21 protein-coding genes are annotated in these 22,037 nt (G+C 64.9%); 12 read left to right on the top strand and 9 right to left on the bottom strand.

What is annotated here, in order from left to right; genetic code table 11:
- Window positions 1–17: 17 nt before the first annotated feature.
- The 4 genes from QF031_RS15680 to QF031_RS15695 form a co-directional block, all read right to left on the bottom strand.
- Window positions 18–917, bottom strand: a complete 900-nt coding sequence (locus tag QF031_RS15680) for a carbohydrate ABC transporter permease (RefSeq protein ID WP_307430106.1) — start codon at window positions 915–917, stop codon at window positions 18–20.
- Window positions 907–1,827 carry a carbohydrate ABC transporter permease gene (locus tag QF031_RS15685; RefSeq protein ID WP_307430110.1) on the bottom strand — a complete coding sequence of 307 codons (921 nt, stop codon included), beginning with the start codon at window positions 1,825–1,827 and terminating at the stop codon, window positions 907–909. Before QF031_RS15685 ends, QF031_RS15680 begins: the two co-directional genes overlap by 11 nt.
- A gap of 57 nt (window positions 1,828–1,884) precedes the next feature.
- Window positions 1,885–3,009, bottom strand: coding sequence for an ABC transporter substrate-binding protein (locus tag QF031_RS15690; protein WP_307430117.1), 1,125 nt, complete (start codon window positions 3,007–3,009; stop codon window positions 1,885–1,887).
- 343 nt (window positions 3,010–3,352) lie between these two features.
- Complete coding sequence (locus QF031_RS15695) at window positions 3,353–4,132, bottom strand: FadR/GntR family transcriptional regulator (RefSeq protein ID WP_307430120.1); 780 nt, start codon at window positions 4,130–4,132, stop codon at window positions 3,353–3,355.
- Between the two features lie 184 nt (window positions 4,133–4,316).
- On the opposite strand from QF031_RS15695, the gene QF031_RS15700 reads away from it, so the two are divergent.
- The 8 genes from QF031_RS15700 to QF031_RS15735 all read left to right on the top strand — a co-directional run bounded on the left by QF031_RS15700 (window position 4,317) and on the right by QF031_RS15735 (window position 11,642).
- Window positions 4,317–5,702, top strand: a complete 1,386-nt coding sequence (locus QF031_RS15700; protein ID WP_307430123.1) for an L-fuconate dehydratase — start codon at window positions 4,317–4,319, stop codon at window positions 5,700–5,702.
- Window positions 5,699–6,127, top strand: a complete 429-nt coding sequence (locus QF031_RS15705) for an RbsD/FucU family protein (RefSeq protein WP_307430126.1) — start codon at window positions 5,699–5,701, stop codon at window positions 6,125–6,127. The genes QF031_RS15700 and QF031_RS15705 overlap by 4 nt, the downstream gene beginning before the upstream one ends.
- Window positions 6,127–7,020 carry an amidohydrolase family protein gene (locus tag QF031_RS15710; protein WP_307430129.1) on the top strand — a complete coding sequence of 298 codons (894 nt, stop codon included), beginning with the start codon at window positions 6,127–6,129 and terminating at the stop codon, window positions 7,018–7,020. The genes QF031_RS15705 and QF031_RS15710 overlap by 1 nt, the downstream gene beginning before the upstream one ends.
- 1 nt (window position 7,021) lies before the next feature.
- The gene (locus tag QF031_RS15715; protein WP_307430132.1) at window positions 7,022–7,993 is read left to right on the top strand and encodes an aldo/keto reductase; all 972 of its coding nucleotides are present in this window, start codon (window positions 7,022–7,024) and stop codon (window positions 7,991–7,993) included.
- A gap of 38 nt (window positions 7,994–8,031) precedes the next feature.
- A complete protein-coding gene (locus QF031_RS15720) occupies window positions 8,032–8,877 on the top strand; it encodes a fumarylacetoacetate hydrolase family protein (protein ID WP_307430136.1) in 846 nt (281 codons plus the stop codon).
- A 17-nt stretch (window positions 8,878–8,894) separates the two neighbouring features.
- Window positions 8,895–9,653, top strand: coding sequence for an SDR family NAD(P)-dependent oxidoreductase (locus QF031_RS15725; protein ID WP_307430139.1), 759 nt, complete (start codon window positions 8,895–8,897; stop codon window positions 9,651–9,653).
- 50 nt (window positions 9,654–9,703) lie between these two features.
- On the top strand, window positions 9,704–10,999 hold the full coding sequence (locus tag QF031_RS15730) for a hemolysin family protein (RefSeq protein WP_307430142.1): 1,296 nt from the start codon (window positions 9,704–9,706) through the stop codon (window positions 10,997–10,999).
- Between the two features lie 193 nt (window positions 11,000–11,192).
- Window positions 11,193–11,642 (top strand): hypothetical protein, encoded by a 450-nt coding sequence (locus QF031_RS15735; RefSeq protein ID WP_307430145.1) that lies wholly within the window; start codon window positions 11,193–11,195, stop codon window positions 11,640–11,642.
- Between the two features lie 16 nt (window positions 11,643–11,658).
- Here the strand turns inward: QF031_RS15735 and QF031_RS15740 are convergent, their stop codons facing one another.
- The 3 genes from QF031_RS15740 to QF031_RS15750 all read right to left on the bottom strand — a co-directional run bounded on the left by QF031_RS15740 (window position 11,659) and on the right by QF031_RS15750 (window position 14,836).
- On the bottom strand, window positions 11,659–12,402 hold the full coding sequence (locus QF031_RS15740) for a dienelactone hydrolase family protein (protein ID WP_307430148.1): 744 nt from the start codon (window positions 12,400–12,402) through the stop codon (window positions 11,659–11,661).
- 44 nt (window positions 12,403–12,446) lie between these two features.
- On the bottom strand, window positions 12,447–13,808 hold the full coding sequence (locus QF031_RS15745; RefSeq protein WP_307430150.1) for an MFS transporter: 1,362 nt from the start codon (window positions 13,806–13,808) through the stop codon (window positions 12,447–12,449).
- Between the two features lie 68 nt (window positions 13,809–13,876).
- Entirely contained in the window at window positions 13,877–14,836 is a 960-nt protein-coding gene (locus QF031_RS15750; protein ID WP_307430153.1) for a serine hydrolase, read from the bottom strand.
- Between the two features lie 542 nt (window positions 14,837–15,378).
- Between QF031_RS15750 and QF031_RS15755 the strand changes: the two genes are divergently transcribed.
- Window positions 15,379–15,879 (top strand): hypothetical protein, encoded by a 501-nt coding sequence (locus QF031_RS15755; protein WP_307430155.1) that lies wholly within the window; start codon window positions 15,379–15,381, stop codon window positions 15,877–15,879.
- Here QF031_RS15755 and QF031_RS15760 read toward each other — a convergent pair.
- Window positions 15,876–16,229 (bottom strand): GNAT family N-acetyltransferase, encoded by a 354-nt coding sequence (locus QF031_RS15760; protein WP_307430158.1) that lies wholly within the window; start codon window positions 16,227–16,229, stop codon window positions 15,876–15,878. The genes QF031_RS15755 and QF031_RS15760 overlap by 4 nt on opposite strands.
- Before the next feature lie 113 nt (window positions 16,230–16,342).
- On the bottom strand, window positions 16,343–17,554 hold the full coding sequence (gene fdhA, locus QF031_RS15765; protein ID WP_307430161.1) for a formaldehyde dehydrogenase, glutathione-independent: 1,212 nt from the start codon (window positions 17,552–17,554) through the stop codon (window positions 16,343–16,345).
- A 305-nt stretch (window positions 17,555–17,859) separates the two neighbouring features.
- Here fdhA and QF031_RS15770 point away from each other — a divergent pair, with 305 nt between their 5' ends.
- The 3 genes from QF031_RS15770 to QF031_RS15780 all read left to right on the top strand — a co-directional run bounded on the left by QF031_RS15770 (window position 17,860) and on the right by QF031_RS15780 (window position 21,982).
- Window positions 17,860–18,834, top strand: coding sequence for an aldo/keto reductase (locus QF031_RS15770; protein ID WP_307430165.1), 975 nt, complete (start codon window positions 17,860–17,862; stop codon window positions 18,832–18,834).
- A 196-nt stretch (window positions 18,835–19,030) separates the two neighbouring features.
- Window positions 19,031–20,743 carry a RecQ family ATP-dependent DNA helicase gene (locus QF031_RS15775; protein WP_307430168.1) on the top strand — a complete coding sequence of 571 codons (1,713 nt, stop codon included), beginning with the start codon at window positions 19,031–19,033 and terminating at the stop codon, window positions 20,741–20,743.
- 36 nt (window positions 20,744–20,779) lie between these two features.
- Entirely contained in the window at window positions 20,780–21,982 is a 1,203-nt protein-coding gene (locus QF031_RS15780) for a TerC family protein (RefSeq protein ID WP_307430172.1), read from the top strand.
- Window positions 21,983–22,037 lie beyond the last annotated feature (55 nt).

Here is a 22,037-nt window from a genome sequence, read left to right on the forward strand (position 1 = left end):
CGTTGGATGGGTGTTGCTTAGCGGCCGCCGAAACCACCCATGCTGACGCCTTTGACCAACTGGCGCTGCAGGAGGATCACTATGAGCAGGCTCGGGATCACCGCTGTGGTGGCCGCCGCCATCAACGGCCCCCAGTCCGTACCGCGCTCGCCGGAGAACATTGAGAGGCCGAGTGGAATGGTGGCCCGCGAGACGTCGTTGATGACGATCAGAGGCCAAAGGAAGCTGCTCCAGTAATCGATGAAGCTGAACACGGCCACCACCGCGAGCGGTGCGCGGACCAGGGGCAGTATGACGCTCCACAGGATCCGGACGGACCCGGCGCCGTCTATCCGGGCGGCTTCTTCGAATTCGACCGGGAGGGAGAGCAGGAACTGCCGGATGAGGAACGCCCCAAATGCCCCGAAAGCGAATGGCACGATGAGCGCGGGTAGGGAATTCACCAGATCCAGCTTGTTCATCATGATGTAGAGCGGGATTACCAAGACCTCCTGCGGCAGCACCAGGGTGCCGAGGAAGACAAGGAACAGCTTGTCGCGGTGCTTGAACTGCAGCCGTGCGAAGGCATATGCGGACAGCAGCGATACCAAGGTGGTCAGGGCCGCTCCGGCAATGGACACCAGGAAGCTGTTGGCGACGACCTGCGCGAACGGAATGGCGGTCCAGGCGGTGACATAGTTTGACCACTCCACGCGGGAAGCCAGGAAGCTTGAACCCGTGGAGAAAACCTCGGACGTTGGCTTCAGGGAAGTGGCCACCATCCAGATGAAAGGAAAGAAGAAGATGAGACCGGCAAGAATGATGGCCACCCTGCTGACATAGGTGCCAGGCCGCTTCTTCTTCCGGTTCGCGGGCGCTTTGCGGTTCGGGTCGCTGGAGTTCGCGGCGGCGCTCTTGGCCATGGTTTCAGTTGTCATAGTTGACCAACCTCTTCTGCTGGGAGAACTGCAGTGCGGTGATAAGCATGACGATCACAAACAGCGCCCAGGCCAGCGCTGATGCATAGCCGAGCTTGTCGAAGGAAAAACCGTTGCGGTACAGGTAGAGAACGATGGTGTTCGTGGATTCACCGGGACCACCCAATGTGAGCAGGTAGGGCTGGGTAAAGACCTTGAAGGAACCAATGATGGTCATGACCGTGCAAAAGAAGAGCGACGGCGACAGCATCGGCAGCACCACACGAAAGAACCGCTGCAATGCCCCTGCGCCGTCAATGCGGGCTGCTTCCAGCAGGTTGGGCGAGATGCCGTTCAGGCCGGCACCCAGGACAATGATGTTGTAACCGATTCCCTGCCATACCGACATGACAATCAGCGAACCCATGGCCAGCTGGCTGTCACTGAGCCAGGACGGGCCATGGATGCCGAAGTTGGCGAGGAAGCTGTTCACAACACCGTCATCGGTGAGCATCAGCCGCCACACCAGCGCGTTGGCGACCATTGGCGTGACTACCGGAATGAAGAACAGCACCCGAAAGAACGGCCCCCAGCCGCCGAGGCTATGCAGCCAAGTGGACAACGCCAGCGCCAGAACCAGGTTCAACACGGTGTAGCAGACAGCAAAGAACAGCGTGTTGCCCAGCACGGTCCAAAACACGGGGTCCCCGCTGAGCATCCGGACGTAATTGTCCAGCCCCACGAATTTTGGCGCGCCGAACAGCGGCCAGTCGAACAGGCTGATAACTAGGGAGGCGACGAGCGGCACCACGATGAAGATCAGGAACCCGAGCATGCCGGGAGCGAGGTACACCGCGGCGAGCTTTCCGTGGCCAGTCACCCTGGCAGGCTTCTTTGCATTCTTTACGGCGAGCGTCGGTAGAGCAGTCATCGTTGACCTATTCCATGAGCGGGGCAGGCTCCGGGCGGGGAACCTGCCCCGGGAGGATTACTTGGCGGAGTTCGCGATGGTGGAGAAGATTTCCCGGGCGGACTTGCTGCCCCGGAAGCCTTCACCCGAGTACTGGCTGAAGTTCGTTTCCACCTGGTTCCAGTTGGGCGTAGTCACCAAGGGGCGGCCAGACTTGAGCAGCGATTCGACCACGGAGACGTCGGCCGCCGGCTTGTTGCCGGCCCAGTCCTTGACGGCGGACTCCACGGACGGCACCGTCCCGCGGGCGGCTCCCACAGCTCCAACCACTTCAGGCGTCGTGATCTTCATGATGTTCTTGAAGGCCGCCTCCTTGTCCTTGCAGGACGCGGCAATGGCGAAGGCGGATCCTTGGATCATGCCGACACTCTTTCCCGAGGTGGACGGAACCACGGCGATTCCCACCTTGCCCTGGGTCTTCGTCGTCAGCGTCTCGTACATCCACGGGCCGTCGATGATCATGGCCGCTTTACCGCTCATGAACTGCTGCTCGGGAACGTCCGTACCGTCGGAGGCCTGCGGCGGGTTGCCCACCTTGTCCTTCGCGACCAGGTCGAACGCAAACTGCTGGTCCTTCACCAGACCCTCGTTCGTGAGGTCAAGCTTTCCGTCCTTCACCGGCCCGTTGCCGTTGGCGAAAGCGAGAGGCAGGCCGGGTCCGGAGCCAAAGCCCGGCGGAACCGCCAGGCCGGACACGCCGTCCTTGGTCAGCGCTTTGAGGTCTTGGGTGAACTGGGTGGTGGTGTAGTCCAAGCCAGGTTCTTTGACGCCGGCAGCTGCCAGAAGGTCCTTGTTGTAGTACAGGACCACGGGTTCGGCGTCGTAGGGAATACCACGGAGGCTTCCGTCAACCGTCAAGCCATCGATCATCGCCTTGTTGTACATGGAGACGTCAACGTTGTTGCTCTTCACCATGTCGTCGAGCGGCACTGTCAGGTCCTTGAGTTCCTGGGCACGGGCGGCCTGTGTAGTAATGATGCAGGGTGCACCGGAACTGGACAACCGCGTCTTAACTTTTGTCCAGTAGTCGTTGAAGCTTGGGCCCTCGAGCGTCAGGTTGAACTCCGGGTCCTTCTTCTTGGCGGCATCCACAAAAGCCTGCCACTGCGCCCGGTCGCTTTCGTTGGTGATCCAGGTGTACATCGAGGAGGCTTCCTTGCCCCCATCTGATGACGAACCTGCGCTTGAACCGCAAGCGCTCAATGATCCCGCCGCGAGGGCTGCCACCGCTGCCGCTGTCAGCAGACGACTGGTAACGCGGTTGTTCGACACGATGAATGTCCTTTCATAGCTGGGGACAAAGGTTGCCAGGCGACGTCCTCGTGGCCTGCCTGATGGATTTCCGCAACCCCTGTTCCAACAGAATGACCCCCGGTCCCTCAGGAAGTCAAGGAATCATCTGATCTTTGTTCGAAAATAAGCCCCGACGGTGGCAAGGTCCGCCTGTTTTCGCAATTTTCCGCCAACAACATCAGACGAATAAGCGCTAACTGCCACTTTTCCCCTCACCAAGAACCGCCGCGGCATCCGCTGGCTGATCCCCAAGATCCGGCTCGGGAATGGCCGTCACGTAGTCCTCTACTGCGTAAAGATGGTTGGCCATCCGGGTCCTGGCGCGGTCTACGTCATGCCTGCGGAGCGCTTCCAGGATGCCGAGGTGTTCGCGATGCGTGGCCAGCAGCCCCTCGTTGTCGTGAATGGACCGCCACATCCGCCCCCTGATCGTGTTGGTGGAAACCGTCTCGATCAGCGCGGACAGTACGTGATTGGCGGACGCCTCTGCGATCAGCCGGTGAAACTCCACGTCGCACTGCATGGCAGCTTCATGCTGAACGGGGTCCGAATGGATGGCCGCGTGGGCCCGCTCAAGGATGCGCCCAGCTTCGTCAAGCCGCTCCTTGCCGATGCAGATCGCCGCAGCGGCTGCCGCCTCGGTCTCCAACGCGCGGCGAACGGTATGGACTTGGTTCGCCCGTTCGCCGTCCTGCAGGCCCACCCAGAACTCCATGGCGGACAGGAGGGCCGAGGGCTCCAGCCTGGTGACGAAAGTTCCTGCTCCCTGCCGGGTTTCCAGGATCCCCATAGTCGACAGGGCGCGGACGCCTTCGCGCAGCGAGCCCCTGGAGACCTGCAGTTCCGCGGCAAGGTCCTTCTCGATGGGCAAGCGGTCCCCGGGCCGGAGCCGGCGAGAGGACAGCATCCGCTTGACGCCCGAGATCACGACGTCGGTCTGGGACATTGAGCCGTTGGCGGGGCTGCTGGTCATGGTAACCGCCTTTCTTGGCACTTCCTTAGCTGAACTCTCACTCAAAAAATCACTTTCATCAGATGTATTGCTTGGAAAAAGCAGGTTGCTCCTATATTCTCATCAAATACTTCCAAATACATCAGATGACGCTCGCAACGTTGCTGGAGCGTCGTCTCCATCGCCTCGACCTGGAGGGCTCACCTTGCCACACATCACCGGATATGACGTGTTCGACGTGCGGTTTCCCACGTCGCTGTCGGCGGACGGCTCGGACGCCATGAACCACGACGCCGACTATTCCGCCGCCTACATTGTGCTGAAAACAGACGACCCTGCGCTGTACGGCTGCGGGTTCACCTTCACCATCGGCCGCGGCAACGAAATCTGCGCCGCCGCCATGGAACTGCGCGCCCGGCCTCTTTTGGGACAGGATCTAGACGGTATCTGCGGCAACCCCGGGGAAACGTACCGTGGCCTGAAGCGCGATTCCCAACTCCGCTGGCTGGGGCCGGACAAGGGCGTGGAACACCTCGCCCTTGGAGCTGTCATGAACGCGGTCTGGGACCTCGCGGCGCGGCGGGCAGGGAAGCCGTTGTGGCGGTTGCTCTCGGACATGACCCCTGAGCAGATCGTTGATGCCGCCGACCTGAGCTATCTTTCCGACGCCCTGACCCGCGAGGAAGCGCTCGGCCTCTTGGCCCGCCTTGCCCCGACCAGGGACGAGCGCATCCGGCAGCTGACTGAAAACGGCTACCCGTGCTACACCACGTCTGCGGGCTGGCTGGGCTACTCGGACGAGAAGCTCCGGCGGCTGTGCCAGGAGGCGGTGGACCAGGGGTACCGTCACATCAAGCTCAAGGTAGGCGCGTCCCTGGAGGACGATATCCGCCGCCTCGGCATCGCCCGCGAGGTCATCGGACCTGAGGGAAACCTGATGATCGACGCAAACCAGGTGTGGGATGTTCCGCAGGCCATCGACTGGGTCAAGCAGCTCGCCGAATTCAGCCCAATGTGGATCGAGGAGCCCACCAGTCCGGACGATGTCCTAGGGCACGCCGAAATCCGGCGCGCGGTCCAGCCGATCGGGGTGGCCACCGGGGAACACGGCATGAACCGTGTGCTCTTCAAGCAACTTTTCCAGGCCGGCGCCATCGATTACTGCCAGCTGGATGCCTGCCGTCTCGCCAGTGTGAACGAGGTCCTCGCGGTGCAGTTGATGGCGGCAAAGTTCGGCATCCCGGTGTGCCCGCATGCGGGCGGCGTGGGCCTGTGCGAGCTGGTCCAGCATTTGTCCATCTTCGATTTCATTGCCGTGTCAGGCGATCTCACAGGGAGGGTGACGGAGTTCGTGGACCACCTTCACGAGCATTTCGTGGATCCGTGCATCATCAGCGATGGCGCGTATGTCATGCCGGCAAACGCGGGATACTCGGCCGAACTGAAGGAACAGACGTTGCAGGAATTCGCCTTCCCCTATGGCAGCTACTGGGCAGGAACTGACACTGGCCAGGCAGAACAGTCCTGGCGGGCCGCCAACCCACCCGGCCGGGTTGCCTTCGCCAGCGCACGCTGGGAGGCGCAGGCATGATCAACTACACCCTCATCCATCCGGGACTGCTGGCTGCGCTCGCCGAGTCCGGGCACGGCTCGAAGATCCTCATCGCTGATGCCAACTACCCGCACAACACCGGGGCGCCAGCCTCCGCACGGCGGATCGCGCTGAACCTTCGGCCCGGCCTGCTGTCCATCGACCAGATCCTTGAAGTGTTGGTCGATGCGGTGCCCCTGGAAGCAGCAGCAGTGATGACGCCACCGGACGGCAACTGGACGGAAGCCGTCAAGGGCTATGAAAGCACCCTTGGCGGAAACGTCCCCATCGAGTCCCATCAGCGCTTCGAGTTCTATGACGCGGCCCGCTCACCTGATGTCGCCGTCGTCATTGCCAGCGGTGACACGCGGCACTATGCGAACCTCTTACTGACCATCGGTGTCCGGCCCGACGGCACGGCGTGATGGAGGCGACTTCAGCCCCGGTCATTGATTCGCATGTCCACGTGTGGGATCCGGCCGTGCTCAACTACGCCTGGCTTTCGGAAGCACCCCACCTGAACAGGCCGTTCCTGCCCGAACACCTCCCGCACATGGCGGCCAACATCCGGGCGGCCATTTTTGTCCAGGCCGACTGCCGTGATGACCAGGCCCTGAAGGAAGTGGACTGGGTGAGCGGCCTCCGCGCAGGCTGGCCGCAGCTGGCGGGGATTGTGGCTTTCGCCCCCATCAGCCGTGGTGACGCCGTTGGGCAGGACCTGGACCAACTGCTGGAACGGCCGCTGGTCCGCGGGGTGCGCCAGCTGTTCCAGGACCGGGACGAATCGTTCATGCTGCACCCGGCCACGCTGGCCGGCGCACGGCAGGTGGCAGCATCGGGACTGGTTTTTGACGCGTGTATCCGCGCAAGGCAGCTCGCTGCCTTGGCGGAGTTTGCCCGCTGCGTCCCTGACCTGCTGATTGTGCTGGACCACATGGGCAAGCCACCTGTCGCCAGCGGCGAGCTCACGGCGTGGCGCAGCGGCATGCAGGAGCTGGCCCGGCAGGAAAACGTCGTCGTCAAAATTTCGGGGGTCGGCGCCGAAGCGGACCCGCACCGTGCCCTGGCGCCCCAGGCGCTGCCGTTCATCCAGGAGACGCTGCACCTTTTCGGTGCGGAGCGTTGCATGATCGGCAGCGACTGTCCCGTCTCACTGACAAGCCCGGCCGCGTACCAGGACTGGATCACCATCGTGGACAAGGCGATGGCGGGCGCTTCCGACAGCGAGCGCGGCAGCGTCAGTCACCGAACGGCCGCGCGGGTTTACCAGCTCAGGGACGACGCAGGGCAGACAGCCACCAACCAGGAAAAGGACTGACATGCAAGCAGAAACCCGCACCATCCCCGGCACCACCGTTCAACTGCCGGTGCTCGGCTTCGGCGGCGCCCCCATCGGGAACCTTTACCGGCAGGTGCCGGAGCAGGAAGCGCTCGACGCCGTCACCGCGGCCTGGGAGGGCGGCGTCCGGTACTTCGACACCGCGCCGCACTACGGGCTGGGTCTGTCCGAACGCCGGCTGGGCGCCGCGCTGGCCGGCCAGGACCGGGGCAGTTACGTCCTCAGCACCAAGATCGGGCGGCTCCTCCGCCCCAACCCTTCACCGCAGGGCGAGGACACGGAGGGCTTCGACGTCCCTGACGACCTCCACCGCGTCCGGGACTACTCACGCGACGGCGTGCTGCGCTCCATCGAGGAAAGCCTGCAGCGGCTGGGCACTGACCGGATCGACGTCGTCTACATCCACGACCCTGACGACTACTGGACCGAGGCGGTGGAAGGCGCTGCCCCCACACTGTCCGCGTTGCGCGACGAAGGCGTGATCGGAGCCTGGGGTGCCGGCATGAACCAGGCGGAGATGCTCCACCGGTTCGTTACCGAGACGGACATCGACGTGGTCATGCTCGCAGGCCGGTACACGCTGCTGGAGCAAGGTGCGGCCCAGGCCCTGCTCCCCGCCTGCCTGGAACGCGGAGTCGGCGTTGTCAATGTGGGCGTCTTCAATTCAGGCCTGCTGTCCAAGGAACGGCCCGCCGCAAATGCCACCTACAACTACGCATCCGCGCCCCAGGAACTTCTGGACAGGGCCAACCTGCTGGCGGACATCTGCGAATCGCACGGCACCACGCTTCCCGCCGCAGCCCTCCACTACCCATACCAGCACCAGGCCGTGACCAGCGTTGTCCTGGGCATGCGGACGCCGGCGCAGGTGAAGCAAAACCTGGACCTGGCCTCGCAGTCCGTCCCTGACCAGCTGTGGGCCGACCTCCGGGACCGCGGACTGATCAGCTGACAGCAACAACCACCTCCAACCACGAAAAGAAGACACGAATGCAGTTTGCTCGCATAGGTGCCCCGGGCAAGGAAGTCCCCGCCCTGCTGCACGAAAAGAAGTACTACTCCCTGGAACAGGTGGCGAAAGACATCGACGCCGACTTCTGGGAATCCGACGGGCCAGGACGGGCGGCAGCAGCACTCGCCGCCGGAGAACTGGCGGAGCTCCCCGTCGACGGAGCACGGATCGGGGCTCCGATCGCCAGGCCGTCCTCCGTCATCTGCGTCGGTATGAACTACGCAGCCCACGCCGCCGAATCAGGCTCGGCTCCCCCTTCCGTGCCCATCATTTTCCACAAAGCCCCGAACACTGTCGCCGGGCCGTTCGATCCCGTGGCCATCCCGCGTGGTTCCACCAAGACCGACTGGGAAGTGGAACTGGGCGTGGTCATCAGCCGGCGCACCTCCTACCTGGACTCCCCGGCGCAGGCCCGTGACTGCATCGCAGGCTTCGTCACCGTCAACGACCTGTCGGAGCGGACATTCCAGCTGGAGGTATCCGGCGGCCAGTGGTCCAAGGGAAAGAGCTGTGCGGGCTTTTGCCCCACGGGCCCTTACCTCGCGACCCCGGACGAGGTGGATGCCGGCGGCTTGCGGCTGCGCAGTTGGGTGAACGGCGAAATCCGCCAGGACTCCTCCACCCGTGACCTGATCTTCGGCGTGGAGCAGGTTATCTATGACCTCAGCCAGTTCCTGGTCCTTGAGCCCGGAGACCTGATCTGCACCGGCACCCCGGAGGGAGTAGCCCTGTCCGGGCGTTTTCCCTACCTTCAGGCCGGGGACGTCGTCGAACTTGAAGTAGCGGGACTCGGCCGCCAGCGCCAGGAATTCTTCCAGGGCTAACCACGAAAGGACCAACAATGGAGTTTGCAGGAATCAAGGCCATCGTTACCGGCGGAGCCTCCGGGATTGGGGCAGCCACTGCGAAACTGCTCCAGGAGCGCGGAGCTGACGTCGCCATCCTTGACCTCAACCCTGACCAGGCGCCGGCGGGAGTGAAAGCCATCCAATGCGACGTCTCCGACGATGCCTCCGTCCGCCGGGCCATCGAAGAGGCTGCGGAGCAGCTCGGCGGGATCGACGTCGTGGCCAACAATGCCGGGGTGGGTGCGCAGGGCACCATCGAGGCAAATGACGACGCCGAGTGGCACCGGGTGTTCGACGTCAACGTGCTGGGCATGGTCCGGGTTTCAAGGGCTGCGCTGCCGTACTTGCGACGGTCCGCCCACGCGGCCATCGTCAACACATGCTCGGTCGCCGCCACCGCCGGGCTCCCCCAGCGTGCCCTGTACAGCGCAACCAAGGGTGCAGTGTTGTCACTTACCCTGGCCATGGCCGCCGACCACCTGCAGGAAGGCATCAGGGTCAACTGCGTGAACCCGGGGACTGCTGACACTCCCTGGATTGGCAGGCTCCTCTCCACCGCACCGGATCCTGCGGCGGAGCGGGCAGCGCTGGAGGCACGCCAGCCGCACGGCCGGTTGGTCTCCCCTGAGGAAGTAGCGGCAGCCGTGGTTTACCTTGCCAGCCCGCTCTCCGGGTCCACCACCGGAGTGGACCTGGCAGTGGACGGCGGAATGCAGGCTCTTCGGCTCCGTCCGCGCGCTGCCGCCTCCTGAGCAGGCGGCCGTCAGGCGCCAATCAGTCGGCGGGTGGGTAATGTTCTGTCATGGACAGCGGCGCCCTGGTCAATATTGCGTTGGTTCTCGGTTTCGTGCTGCTGGGCGGAGTCTTCGCGGCGGCTGAGATGGCTCTTGTTTCCCTGCGTGAAAGCCAGGTGCGCCGCATCGAGAAGTCCGGCGACACCGGTGCGCGCACTGCCGCCCTGGCCCGCAACCCCAACCGGTTCCTCTCAACAGTCCAGATCGGGGTGACCCTGTCCGGGTTCTTCTCGGCGGCCTACGGCGCCTCGGCGATCGCGCCCGACGTCGTGCCCCTCCTCGAAACCATCGGGCTGGGTGCTGCGGCCGCGCCCGTGTCCTTCATCGGCATGACCCTGCTGGTGGCCTACCTTTCCCTTGTGCTGGGCGAACTGGCACCCAAGAGGCTGGCGCTGCAAAGCCCCGTCGCCTTCACCAGGGTCCTGGCCCCGCCGCTGATTGCCCTCTCGCACGCCATGCGGCCCGTCATCTGGCTGCTGTCGGAGTCCACCGATGCCGTGGTCCGGCTCCTGGGTGGGGATCCGCACGCGAGGCGGCCCAGCGTCACGTCCGAGGAACTGTGGGACATGGTGGCGGAGAACGAGATGCTCGAGGAGAGCAGCCGGCACATCCTTGCCGACGTGTTTGGCGCTGGGGACAGGACTCTGCAGGAGGTGATGCGCCCCCGCACGGAGGCCACCTTCATCGACGGCGCCATGACCATCACGGATGCCCGCAGCATGGTCCGGGACGGCCCCTATTCACGGTTTCCAGTCATCGGAAGGAGCCCCGACGATATCCTGGGCTTTGTGCACATCCGCGACCTCATGCCCGGGGACGAGGCGCAGGACCGGCGCCCGGTGCGGGACATCGTCCGGGAAATCCTTGCCATGCCCGGCACCAACCGCGTCCTGCCGTCACTGTCCCGGATGCGCAAGGCCAACCAGCACATCGCACTGGTGGTGGATGAATACGGCGGCACGGACGGTGTGGTCACGCTCGAAGACCTGGTGGAGGAACTGGTGGGCGAGATCTACGACGAGTACGACACCGGCGCCGAGCACGAGGACCGCGTCCGCATGGCCAACGGCACCATCGACGTGGACGGCGGCCTGATCCTCCAGGAGTTCACGGCGGCGTCCGGAATCGCCCTGCCCGAGGGCCACTATGAGACAGTGGCCGGGTTCATGCTGGACCGCCTTGGACGCTTGCCCGCCGCCGGTGACAGGGTCCAGATCGCCGGGTACGTCCTGACGGTCCTCGGCATGGACCGGTTGCGGATCGCCCGGATCCGCGTCACCCCGGTCACCGAGGAGCCCGGCTGATCCGCTGAGGAGGTACGACGGCGGTGTGCGCCGTCGTCGTCCCGTCCGGGACCAATGGCCCTACGGGCAGGGATGGGGACCGGCCACAGTTAAGGGGCGGCTGGCTGAAGGGGCCAGGAGCGGCTGGGGGCTGTTTCCGTTGTGCATTCGGGGCACAGGGCACGTGTCCCTTACCCCGAAAGGACACATCGCTATGCTCACGAAACGCACCACCGTCATTGGCACTGCCTTGGCCCTCGGGGCTGCGGCCTTCGCAGCCCCGGCGCAGGCCGCAAGCAGCAACGGAGCGGACGTCAGCAAGTTCAATGAGTGCACGCCCTACAGCGAGGTCCGGACCTGCAGTTCAGGCATTGTGGTCAGCAACCACGTCTCAACGCCCAGCGGCAACGAGTCCACCTCGTCCTCCAGCAACTACACGGACACCCTGACCTCCAATGACGGGAGCACCTCTGCGACCATCAGCACCCAGACGCACACCCACATCCTGGTCCGCGACGGACAGGTGTTCGAGATGGGCCAGCATTACCGGGAGCAAAGCACCTTCACAAGCCCGGACGGCACCCGGCAGTGCTGGGAACGGGAGGATTCCCATCAGGTGCGGGGCTCCGTCCAGTACGACCGTGAGGCGCATTACTGCCCGTGAGTGGCTGCCGCCGCTCTTAGGTCCCCAGGCTCCGCTCAAGGAAGGCGAGCGTCCGGGCCCAGGAGTCGGCGGCTGCTTCCGCGTTGTAGGTGTACCTGTTGGTGTCGTTGAAGAAGGCGTGGCCGGTGCCCGGATACACCACCGCTTCGAAGTCCACCCCGGCTTTCCGCATCTGTGACTTGAGCCCGGGCAGCTCCTCCATGAGGGCCGTGTCCTGTTCGCCGTAAAAGGCCAGGACGGGGCAGTTGATGGCGCGCAGCTCGGTGTCCTTGAACTCGGCGTGGCCATAGAAAGGGATGGCGGCGCGCAGCCGGGGTTCGGCAACGGCAAGTGAGAACGTGTATGTCCCGCCCAGGCAAAAGCCCGTTGCGGCCACCCGGCCCGCCAGTCCTGGAACGCCTTCCAGGTGGTCGAAGCAGGCATGCAGGGCGGCGACGGCGTGCTTGGCATAGTCCGGCGAGCGCATGGGCGCCATGTGCTTCCGCAGGCGCGGCTGGGCGTTGCTGCGCTGTTCGGGATCGAACGCCGCCTGCTGCAGCTCCCCTGTGAGGTCGGCGGTGCCGCCGGCTCCGGACAGCAGGTCCGGGGCGACTGCCAGGTAGCCTTCCGCCGCAAAGCGGTCCGCCACATCCTTGGTGTGGCCCACCAGCCCCCACACTTCGTGGACCACCACCAGCCCGCCCTTAAGAGTCCCGGCTGGTTCGCTGACGTACGCCTGGACGGAGGATTCGGCGTTGCCCAGAGCCATCATGTTTCCCATGGGGCCAGCATGGCACGCTCCCCCGAGCACTTCCTAGGGGTGGGCTACGCCTTTTGCTGCCGCCAAAACACGGAAATCCCCAAGGTCACAGCACAGAGGACCAGCATGGCCAGCACCATCCGCATCCAGCTGTCCTGGTGCACCCCGCCGGACGCGAAGACCCCGATCATCACGGTGGCGGTGATCGCGCCGACGTAGCGGCAGGTCTGGTAGATGCCGGCAGCGACGCCGCGGTCCTGTGGCCGGGTGGAAACGAACATGCCCTGGTTGGAGGCGATGCTCACGGTCCCGTACGGGACGCCCATCAACGCGGTCAGGACCGCCACCACGGGGATGGCCAGCGTGCCGGTCAGCAGCCACATCAGTGCCGCCACCACGGTCAAAAGAACGACGCCGGCCAGCAGCACGCGCCGCACACCGAACCTTCCCATCGCCGAGACTGCCCACGGGGTGGCGATCACGGACATGCCCGCCAGGGGCAGCATCAGCAGGCCCACGACGCCGGGATCGTAGCCGCCGGCCTCCTGCAGCAGCTGCGGCAGGCCGAAAAAGACGAAGTAGTAGACGCTGCTGAACACGGCGAAAGCAAGGTACACCAGCATCAGCGGACGGTTCCGGGCCAGCAGCCGCAAATCCAGGAAGGGCTTGGCGAAGCGCAGTTCCCGCCAGGCGAACAGTGCTGCGATGACGGTTCCGGCGGCCAGCATCAGCCAGCGGTAGTCCGGCGCCACGTTCAGCGCGGCCATCATGACCAGCAGCAGGGCGCCGATGAACGCGGCGATGCCCGGGACGTCCGAGTCCCGGACGAGCTCTGCCACGCTGCCCCGCTCCCGGACCGTGTCCGGCGGTGCGGCCTTCCGGACGATCAGCAGGGCCGCCAGACACAGCGGAACATTGATCAGGAACAGCCACTGCCAGCCCGCGAGGCCCACCAGCAAACCGCCGACGACGGGACCCACCGCAGCTGCCGACGTGTTCGCCATCTGCAGCCGGCCCAGCGGACGCGCGGTGTCCACCTTGGCCTGGTGCGCGAGCGCCCCGACCATAACCACGGCGCTGGGATACGCCGTGGCCGTGCCCAGTGCCATGACCGCCCGCGCCACGCAGAGCAAGGCGAAGTTCGGGGCCAGCGGAGCCAGCGCGCAGGTGATGGCCACCAGCCCCATGCCCAGGAGGAACATCCGCCGCGGCCCGAACCGGTCGGCCAGCCTGCCCATGACCGGCTGACCGGCGGCGGAGGCCAGGTAGAAGGAGGTGATTACCCAGGTCACAGCAGCGACGTCGAGCCCGAAGTCGGCGCGAAGCACCACCAGGGCGACGGCGATCATCGATGAGTTCAGCGGGTTCAGTGCCGTGCCCAGGCTGAGGCCGGCGACGGCCAAGGCAGTCCGGGGTTTGTTGCTCACGGTAACAGTCTGGCTTACAGCGGGGGCAGGGGACGATTCGGCGGCCACGCAGCGGGGTGTGGCGTTCGCTACTTGCTGGTCAGGCCTACGGGGAACAGCGCGTCCTCCACCGCCCGGGTCAGGTCGCGGATCACCTCCGCCTGGCCGTCATCGGGCACGCCTTCGGGGTTCTCCGTGTAGATCACCAAGGCGAAGGTGGACCCGCGGTAGCTCAGCAGGGCGGCGTCGTGGAGTTCGCCGGACACTTCGCCGTACTTGTGGTGGACGTCCACCCCCGTCCGCGATCCGGCGGGAATGAGGTCCTCATTGTTGGTGTCCTGCATGAAGCTGAGCAGCTGATCCGTGTTGTCCTTGTCCAGGAGTTCCCCCGCGTAGAGCTTCTTCAGGACCAGGGCCATGTCCGCGGCAGTCAGGAGGTTTTGTTCGGGGTCGTACGTGATGCCGATCGAGTCCGCGTACGTGATCAGCTGCGGGTAACCCACGGCCTCCATCAGCAGCAGCCAGGAATCGTTGTTGCTGTCTTTGACCATGGCCTTGAGCTGGAATGCCGCGTCATAGTCGCCCATGGGTTCGTCCAGGCTGGCCTGCCCCTGCTCCACCAGGTGGTAGTACGCCGCGGCTGTGAGGATCTTCGCCGTGCTGGCTGCCGTGAACGTGTCCTGGTCGCCGAACGTCCGTGCTGCGCCCCCGGACACGTCCGCGAGCGCCAGCCCGATCCGGTATTCGTCCGCTTCACTGAGGATGTCGTCGACGCTGTCCTGCAACGACGGCGGGGCTGCCGCCACCGGCGCCGCGGGCACGGCCGGCTGGGTGGGAACCACCGCACCCGACGGCGGCTCCGACCGGACCACGGCCAGCGCGATAGTGCCCACGATGACCAGGACCACGACGAGGGCAAGGACCAGCAGCCGACGCTTGCCCTGCGCCCTGCCCGGACCTGCCTCGCCGGGGGCCGGCGTGCCTGACATGGGCTTGCGGGGCGGCTGATCCTCGCGGCCCGGTTTGGGCACCATGGGGTGCACGGACATACAAGGGCTCCTGTCCCGCCTCGGTGATCACGCACAACGTCAGCACGGGGTTGAGCCGCGCTGACGTTGCGATTAAATCACCGGAGGTTGGGAGCTTCCTGAAGGCCTGCAGGTGTTTCCGGCACCGCGCTGTGCCGCGCCTAATCCTTTCCGACGCGCGGATTACTCTGCGCGCACCAAGTCTCCGGCGCCTGGGAATCTCCGCTTACAGGTAGTTTTGCGCCTCGACAATGAAGCCCTGCATCCCATATGAGCTTGAGGCCGCGGACATTCCTGCCCATCCCCACAGCACACCTGCATGGCCGCCTACCTCTTGGCAGCGAAGTTCGAGTACCGGGTACTGGTGCGCTTCAACCCGCCGTGGCTTGTACTGATATCTGGACTGGAGCGGCTCCCGCATGCCGCTGCGAACACCAGAGTAATCAAGTGGATGGGGAATCGACTATGAAGCAGCATCGCACCCGGGTTGAGGGCCGTTGCTACGCCCCGACGAGTCAGCGTCGAGGCGCAGTGGCTGGACATGCGGAAGGAGGGCGACCGGTATGACGCCTCGTGAAGCACAAGACCCCGACTCCCGGCACGGCGAGGACAGCCATGAGCCGACGCAGTCCGGGCCTGGAGCGCGGTTGAGGCCGCGGGCGTGGCCTGTTGGCCCGCGTGAGAGCTACGGGAAAGTGGATTTTGATGATGGCGAGGGTAAGACGGTCCTCACCCTCTTCATTCAGCGCGGGCCCGCGGAAGATTACATCCTGCACGTGGAGCATCTGGCCGCGCCGCTGCGGGTGGATGGCACGCTTCTTCGCCTTAACCCGGCGCCTCACGTAAATAGGGACGCCGCGGACTTCCGCCGGATCACCGCTGCCCGGACGTTGGCCGAAAAGGCCGAGGCCGAGCTGGACGCCGCCGTCAAGGCGGCCCGCGCGAACGGAGACTCCTGGGAGGTTATCGGTGCCGCCCTCGGCACATCCGCTCGAACTGCCCGTGAGCGGTTCGGACACAAATTGGGGCGACCGCGAAGTGAATCGGTTAAGAACGCGTTCTAGCCGCGGGTTCGCGCAGCCAAGGCAGACTCCAGGAACTCCAGGTGGGCAGGGGTAACAGCTACCACGCTGCCCAGGTATTCCGGGTGCTTGGCCAGGAACTTCTTGATGAAGGGGCAGACGGGTACGATCGCGCTGCCCGACTCGACGGTGCTGTCAAGGGCGGCGGTGGCGAGCCGGCCTGCCAGGCCCTGCCCGCCGTATTCCTCGTTGACCACCGTGTGGTAGAAAATCCGCTGCGGCGACTCCCCGCCGTCGTGCTCCTTGTACGCTGCCTTGCCAATAACGTTACCGGCGTCGAGAAGCTCGAAGCGCTCGCGCTCAGGATTGTGGCGGACGGTGATGTCATTCAAGGGAACTCCTTCGTTTGCAAGGGTGTGCTGCCCGTGCAAAGCCTAACCCGGCACGGGCAGCACCTATTTCCGCAAGCGATGGTTTCCTGGCGGCACCGCGGTCCGCCGCCGCGTCAGCTCAGGTAGCCGTTCGGATTGAGGACGTACTTGGTGGCTGCGCCGGCGTCGAACTCCGCGTAGCCCTTCGGTGCCTCCTCCAGCGGGATCGCCTTGGCGTTGACGTTCTTGGCGATGCTGACCTTGTCATTCAGGATGGCCATCATCAGCTGCCGGTTGTACTTCATCACCGGGCACTGGCCGGTGGTGAAGCTCAGCGACTTTGCCCAGCCGGTGCCAAGGCTCAGGCTCAGGGACCCCTTCTGGGCTGCCTCGTCGATGCCGCCCGGATCGCCGGTGACGTAGAGGCCGGGGATGCCCAGCGCGCCGCCTGCCGCGGTGATGTCCATCAGGGTGTTCAGCACCGTTGCCGGTGCTTCCTGCGCTCCCTTGCCGTGTCCGCGGGCTTCGAAGCCAACGGCGTCAACGGCGCAGTCCACCTCCGGCACACCGAGGATCTGCTCGATCTGGTCCTTCGGCTCGCCCTGGGTCAGGTCCACCGTTTCGCAACCGAAACTGCGCGCCCGCGCCAGGCGCTCTTCGTTCATGTCGCCAACAATCACGACGGCGGCACCCAGCAGATGTGCGCTCGTGGCCGCTGCGAGGCCCACCGGGCCTGCCCCGGCGATGTACACGGTGGAGCCGACTCCCACACCTGCGGTGGTGGCACCGTGGAACCCTGTGGGGAAAATGTCGGAGAGCATGGCCAGGTCCATGATCTTCTCCATTGCACGGTCCTTGTCCGGGAACTTCAGCAGGTTCCAGTCGGCATATGGCACCAGCACATAGTTCGCCTGGCCGCCAACCCATCCGCCCATGTCCACGTAGCCGTAGGCAGCGCCTGGCCGGGCGGGATTGACGTTGAGGCAGATACCGGTCTTGCGCTCCTTGCAGTTGCGGCAGCGGCCGCAGGCAATGTTGAACGGCACAGAGCAGAGATCGCCCACCTTGATGAACTCGACGTCCCGGCCCACTTCCACCACTTCGCCGGTAATCTCGTGGCCCAGCACGAGGTTTGGCGGCGCCGTGGTGCGGCCGCGGACCATGTGCTGGTCTGAACCGCAGATATTGGTGGCCACCGTTTTGAGGATCACCCCGTGGTTGACCGGGCGGCCCACGTTTGCGGGATTGACCCCGGGACCGTCCTTGAGCTCGAACGTTGGGTAGTCAATGTCAATTACTTCAACCTTGCCCGCTTCTTTGTAGGCAACGGCTTTGTTCCCTGTCATCTATCGCTCCTATAGTCAGGCGCCCGGTGGGACGGCCATGATCTGGGTAGGTGGGACATCCCGTGTGGGGAACAGCCCTGGCCGATTGGTGCTTTCCTGATGTATGGCATGGTCAGGTACAGGTTCCCGGGTGGGGATTCGCCCAGTCTAGGCACGGCCCCCAAAGCGGTCTAGGGGTAAGAAGCCCCTTGTTTACAAAAGTGTTCACAGGGGAAGCGCCTATAGTCGCGTACGCTGCACCACCCCGGCTCCGGGCATGAAAGCCGGCCGGTTCCCAGGCAAGTTCTACCGTTGAGGAGAACAGCATGAAAACGCGCACTATTGGACAACTGACAGTCTCCGCCCTTGGCCTCGGCTGCATGGGCATGAGCGAGTTCTACGGCGACGGCGATGAGCAGGAATCGACCGCCACCATCCACGAGTTCCTGGACGCCGGCGGATCCCTGCTGGACACGGCAGACATGTACGGCCCCTTCACCAATGAAAAGCTGGTGGGCCGGGCCATTGCCGGCCGCCGCGGGGACGTCGTGCTGGCCACGAAATTCGGCAATGAACGCCGCGGGGACGGCTCGTGGGTGGGCATCAACGGCCGCCCCGAATACGTCCGCTCCGCCTGCGATGCCAGCCTCCAGCGCCTCGGGGTGGAGCACATCGATCTCTACTACCAGCACCGGGTGGACAAGACCGTTCCCATCGAGGACACCGTGGGCGCCATGGCGGAGTTGGTCCAGGCCGGAAAGGTTCGTCACCTGGGCCTGTCCGAAGCCTCCGCCGACACCATCCGGCGGGCCCATGCAGTGCATCCGATCACCGCGCTGCAAACCGAGTATTCGCTGTGGGAGCGTGAGCCGGAAACCAAGGTCTTCCCGGTGCTCGCCGAGCTTGGCATTGGGTTCGTTCCCTACAGCCCACTGGGCCGCGGCTTCCTCACGGGGCAGATCCGCAGCGTGGACGACTTTGCCGAGGACGACTTCCGCAGGCACTCCCCCCGCTTCCAGGGCGAGAACTTCACCCGGAACCTGGAGCTCGTGGACCGGGTCAAGGAGCTGGCCGACCGGAAAGGCTGCACCCCGGGCCAGCTGGCGCTCGCCTGGCTGCTGGCGCAGGGAGAGCACGTGGTTCCGATCCCCGGCACCAAGAAGCGTGAACGGCTGCGCGAGAACCTGGGCGCCGTGGACCTCGAGCTCGGTGTGGAGGATCTCCAGTTGCTGGAACAGCTGGCGCCCGCCGGGGCCACTGCCGGTGCCCGCTACCCGAACATGTCCACCATCGACACGTAACTTTCGGGGAAGCGCATGGACGCCCTCACCCGCCATAAGCGTTGCCCGCGCGGCAGCGCTTAGGCGGCCCCGGGCCAGCCCTTGCGGCAGGGGTGCGGGCCGGCCGGCTTTGCGACGGCGGCGGGGGGCTGGCGTAGGGTTGTTCCTACGGCTGAAGCCAGTGGCCTTCGATTTTTCGCGTGCGGAGCCCCGTTTCATGTCCGATAAGCCTGCCCTCCGGGCCCTTGCTGAATCATCCTTCTCGCTGCCCCACCTCCGGGACGGCCAACTGGCCGGCATGGCCGCCCTCGTGGACGGCCGGGACGTCCTGGCCGTCATGCCTACTGGCTATGGCAAGTCCGCCATCTACCAGGTGGCAGCACTGCACCTGCATCAACAAACAGGACGGCCCGCCGTCGTGGTTTCCCCGCTGATTGCCCTGCAGGAGGACCAGCTGGACGGGCTCTCCCAGGACCTCGGGCCGGATGCCGCCGTGGCCATCAACTCCTCGCACAGCGACGCCCACGTCGAGGCCTCATGGCAGGCCGCTGAGGACGGCAAGGCCGTGTTCGTGTTCCTTGCCCCGGAACAGCTGGCCAAGCAGTCAACCGTGGACCGGATCAAAGCCCTGGACATCTCCCTGTTCGTGGTGGACGAGGCACACTGTGTTTCTTCCTGGGGCCACGACTTCCGCCCGGACTACCTCGCGCTGGGAAATGTCCGGGAGCAGCTGGGCAACCCGCCCGTGGCCGCGCTGACAGCTACCGCCTCGCCACCTGTCCGGGACGAGATCGTGGAGCGTCTCGGGATGAAGAAGCCCCTGGTGCTGGTGCGCGGGTTCGACCGGCCCAACATCAGCCTTGACGTGGTCCGGCACCACGAAGACAAGGGCAAGCGCAAGGCCGTGCTTGAACAGGTGACGGACCTGGCCAGGAAGGGGCAGGGCCTCCTTTACGCCGCCACCCGCAAGGACACGGAGAAGTACGCGGCCAAGCTGGCCAGGGAAGGGCTCCGTGCGGAGGCCTACCACGCGGGCCGTTCGGCCGGGGACCGGGAACACATCCACGAATTGTTCCTGGACGACAAGTTGGACGTGGTGGTGGCCACCACTGCCTTTGGGATGGGCATCGACAAGCCCAACGTCCGCTTCGTGGTCCACGCCGACATTCCCGAATCGCTTGACTCCTACTACCAGGAAATCGGGCGGTCGGGCAGGGACCGCGAACCCGCCTCGGCCGTGCTGCATTACCGCTCGGAAGATCTGGGGCTGCGGAAATTCTTCGGTACCCACTCCCCCGATCCGGATTCGCTCCTTGCCATGTTGAAGGCTCTCAAGGCCGCCCACGCCGCCACGCCAAAGTCCTCCCTCGCGGAGCTGACAGGCTTCAAACCCCGCCGTGTCACCGGCCTCGTGAACCAGCTGGAAGAGATTGGTGCCGTGGCTGTCGGCAAGCGCGGCGTCCGGCTGACCTCCAAAGCCAAGCTGCCCACCCTGGTGAGCGACGCCGTCGAACTCGCCGAAGCCCGCCAGCGGATGGACCAGTCCCGGCTGACCATGATGCGTGCCTACGCCGAGACGGACGGCTGCCGCCGCCAGTTCCTGCTGGGCTACTTCGGCGAGGACCTGCCGGAGCCCTGCGGCAACTGCGACGGCTGTGCGGCCGCCGCTGCTGCCCCTCCCGTGGCTGCGGAGAAACGGGACCTGCCGCACGAGAACCGGCAAGGTGCAGTGTCCGACGGCGGCGGGCGGGCTTCCGCCGCCGAGGACGAGCCGTTCCCGTTGCAGTCGGCCGTGGTCCACAAGGAATGGGGCCCGGGCCTGGTAATGCGGCATGAGGACGACGTCATTACCGTTCTCTTCGAGCAGGAAGGGTACAAGACGCTGTCCCGTTCCGCTGTGGTGGAGAACCAGCTTCTGAAGCCCGCTTAGGTAGGCTTAGGGGACCTCCGACGAAAGGCCCCCCTCGTGGAAGTACCTGCGTTTGCATGGACCCTGACCATCGCCGGAATCGTGGGCCTGCTGGCCTTCGACTTCTTCTTCCATGTCCGGAAGGCGCACACCCCCACCATCAAGGAATCCGCCACCTGGTCCGCGATTTACGTGGGTATCGCGGTGCTGTTCGGGTTGGGGGTGCTGTTGTTCGGCGGCCCCGACATGGGCACCGAGTACTTCGCCGGCTACGTCACCGAGAAGGCGTTGTCAGTGGACAACCTCTTCGTTTTCCTCATCATCATGGCCAGCTTCAAGGTGCCGCGGGCGGACCAGCAAAAGGTGCTGCTGTTCGGCATCGTGTTCTCCCTGATCGCCCGTACGGCGTTCATTTTCCTGGGGGCGGCACTGATTAACAGTTTCGCCTGGGTGTTTTACATCTTTGGCCTCATCCTGCTGGTCACCGCCGGCAACCTGCTCAAGCCGGACAGCCATGACGACGACTCCGAAGGCCTGGTGGTCCGGCTCGCCAGGAAGTTACTGCCGGCGTCGCAGCACTACGACGGCGACAAGCTGTTCACCATGGAGAACGGCAAACGGGTCCTCACCCCGATGCTGCTGGTGATGGTGGCCATCGGCGGCACGGACATCCTGTTCGCCCTGGACTCCATCCCGGCGATCTTCGGCCTGACCCAGAACGTGTTTATCGTCTTCACCGCCACCGCGTTCTCCCTGATGGGCCTGCGCCAGCTGTTCTTCCTGATCGACGGCCTGCTGGACCGGCTGATCTTCCTTTCCTATGGACTCGCGGTCATCCTGGGCTTCATCGGCGTGAAGCTCATCCTGCACGCCCTGCACGAGAACACGCTGCCGATCATCAACGACGGCGAGCACGTCAATGTGGTCGAAGTCAGCACCGGCGTCTCCCTGGGCGTGATCCTGGGCGTCCTGCTGGTCACCATCCTGGCGTCCATCTTCAGCCCCAAGGGCAAGGCCAAGAACGCGGTGTCCGGGGCGCGGCGGCACGCCACCGAATACCTGGACCTCAATTACGAGACGGACATGGCCGAACGCGACAAGATCTTCGCCAGAATGTGCCGGGAAGAGGCCCAGATCCGCAAGCTCCCCGAAAAGTACAAGCGGCTGGTCCGCAACGAGACCGAGTTCATGGAACTGCTGCACAACGCCCACGCAGAGCATGACAAGGCCCAGGTGAGGGCAGCCGCGGCCGAGGGCTGAGCACCCGCCCCAACCGCGTTGCGCTGTTTGTCAGCCCCTCTTGCTACGTTTGGTT

Source organism: Pseudarthrobacter defluvii (genome assembly GCF_030816725.1).
GTDB classification, from domain to species: Bacteria; Actinomycetota; Actinomycetes; order Actinomycetales; family Micrococcaceae; genus Arthrobacter; species Arthrobacter defluvii_A.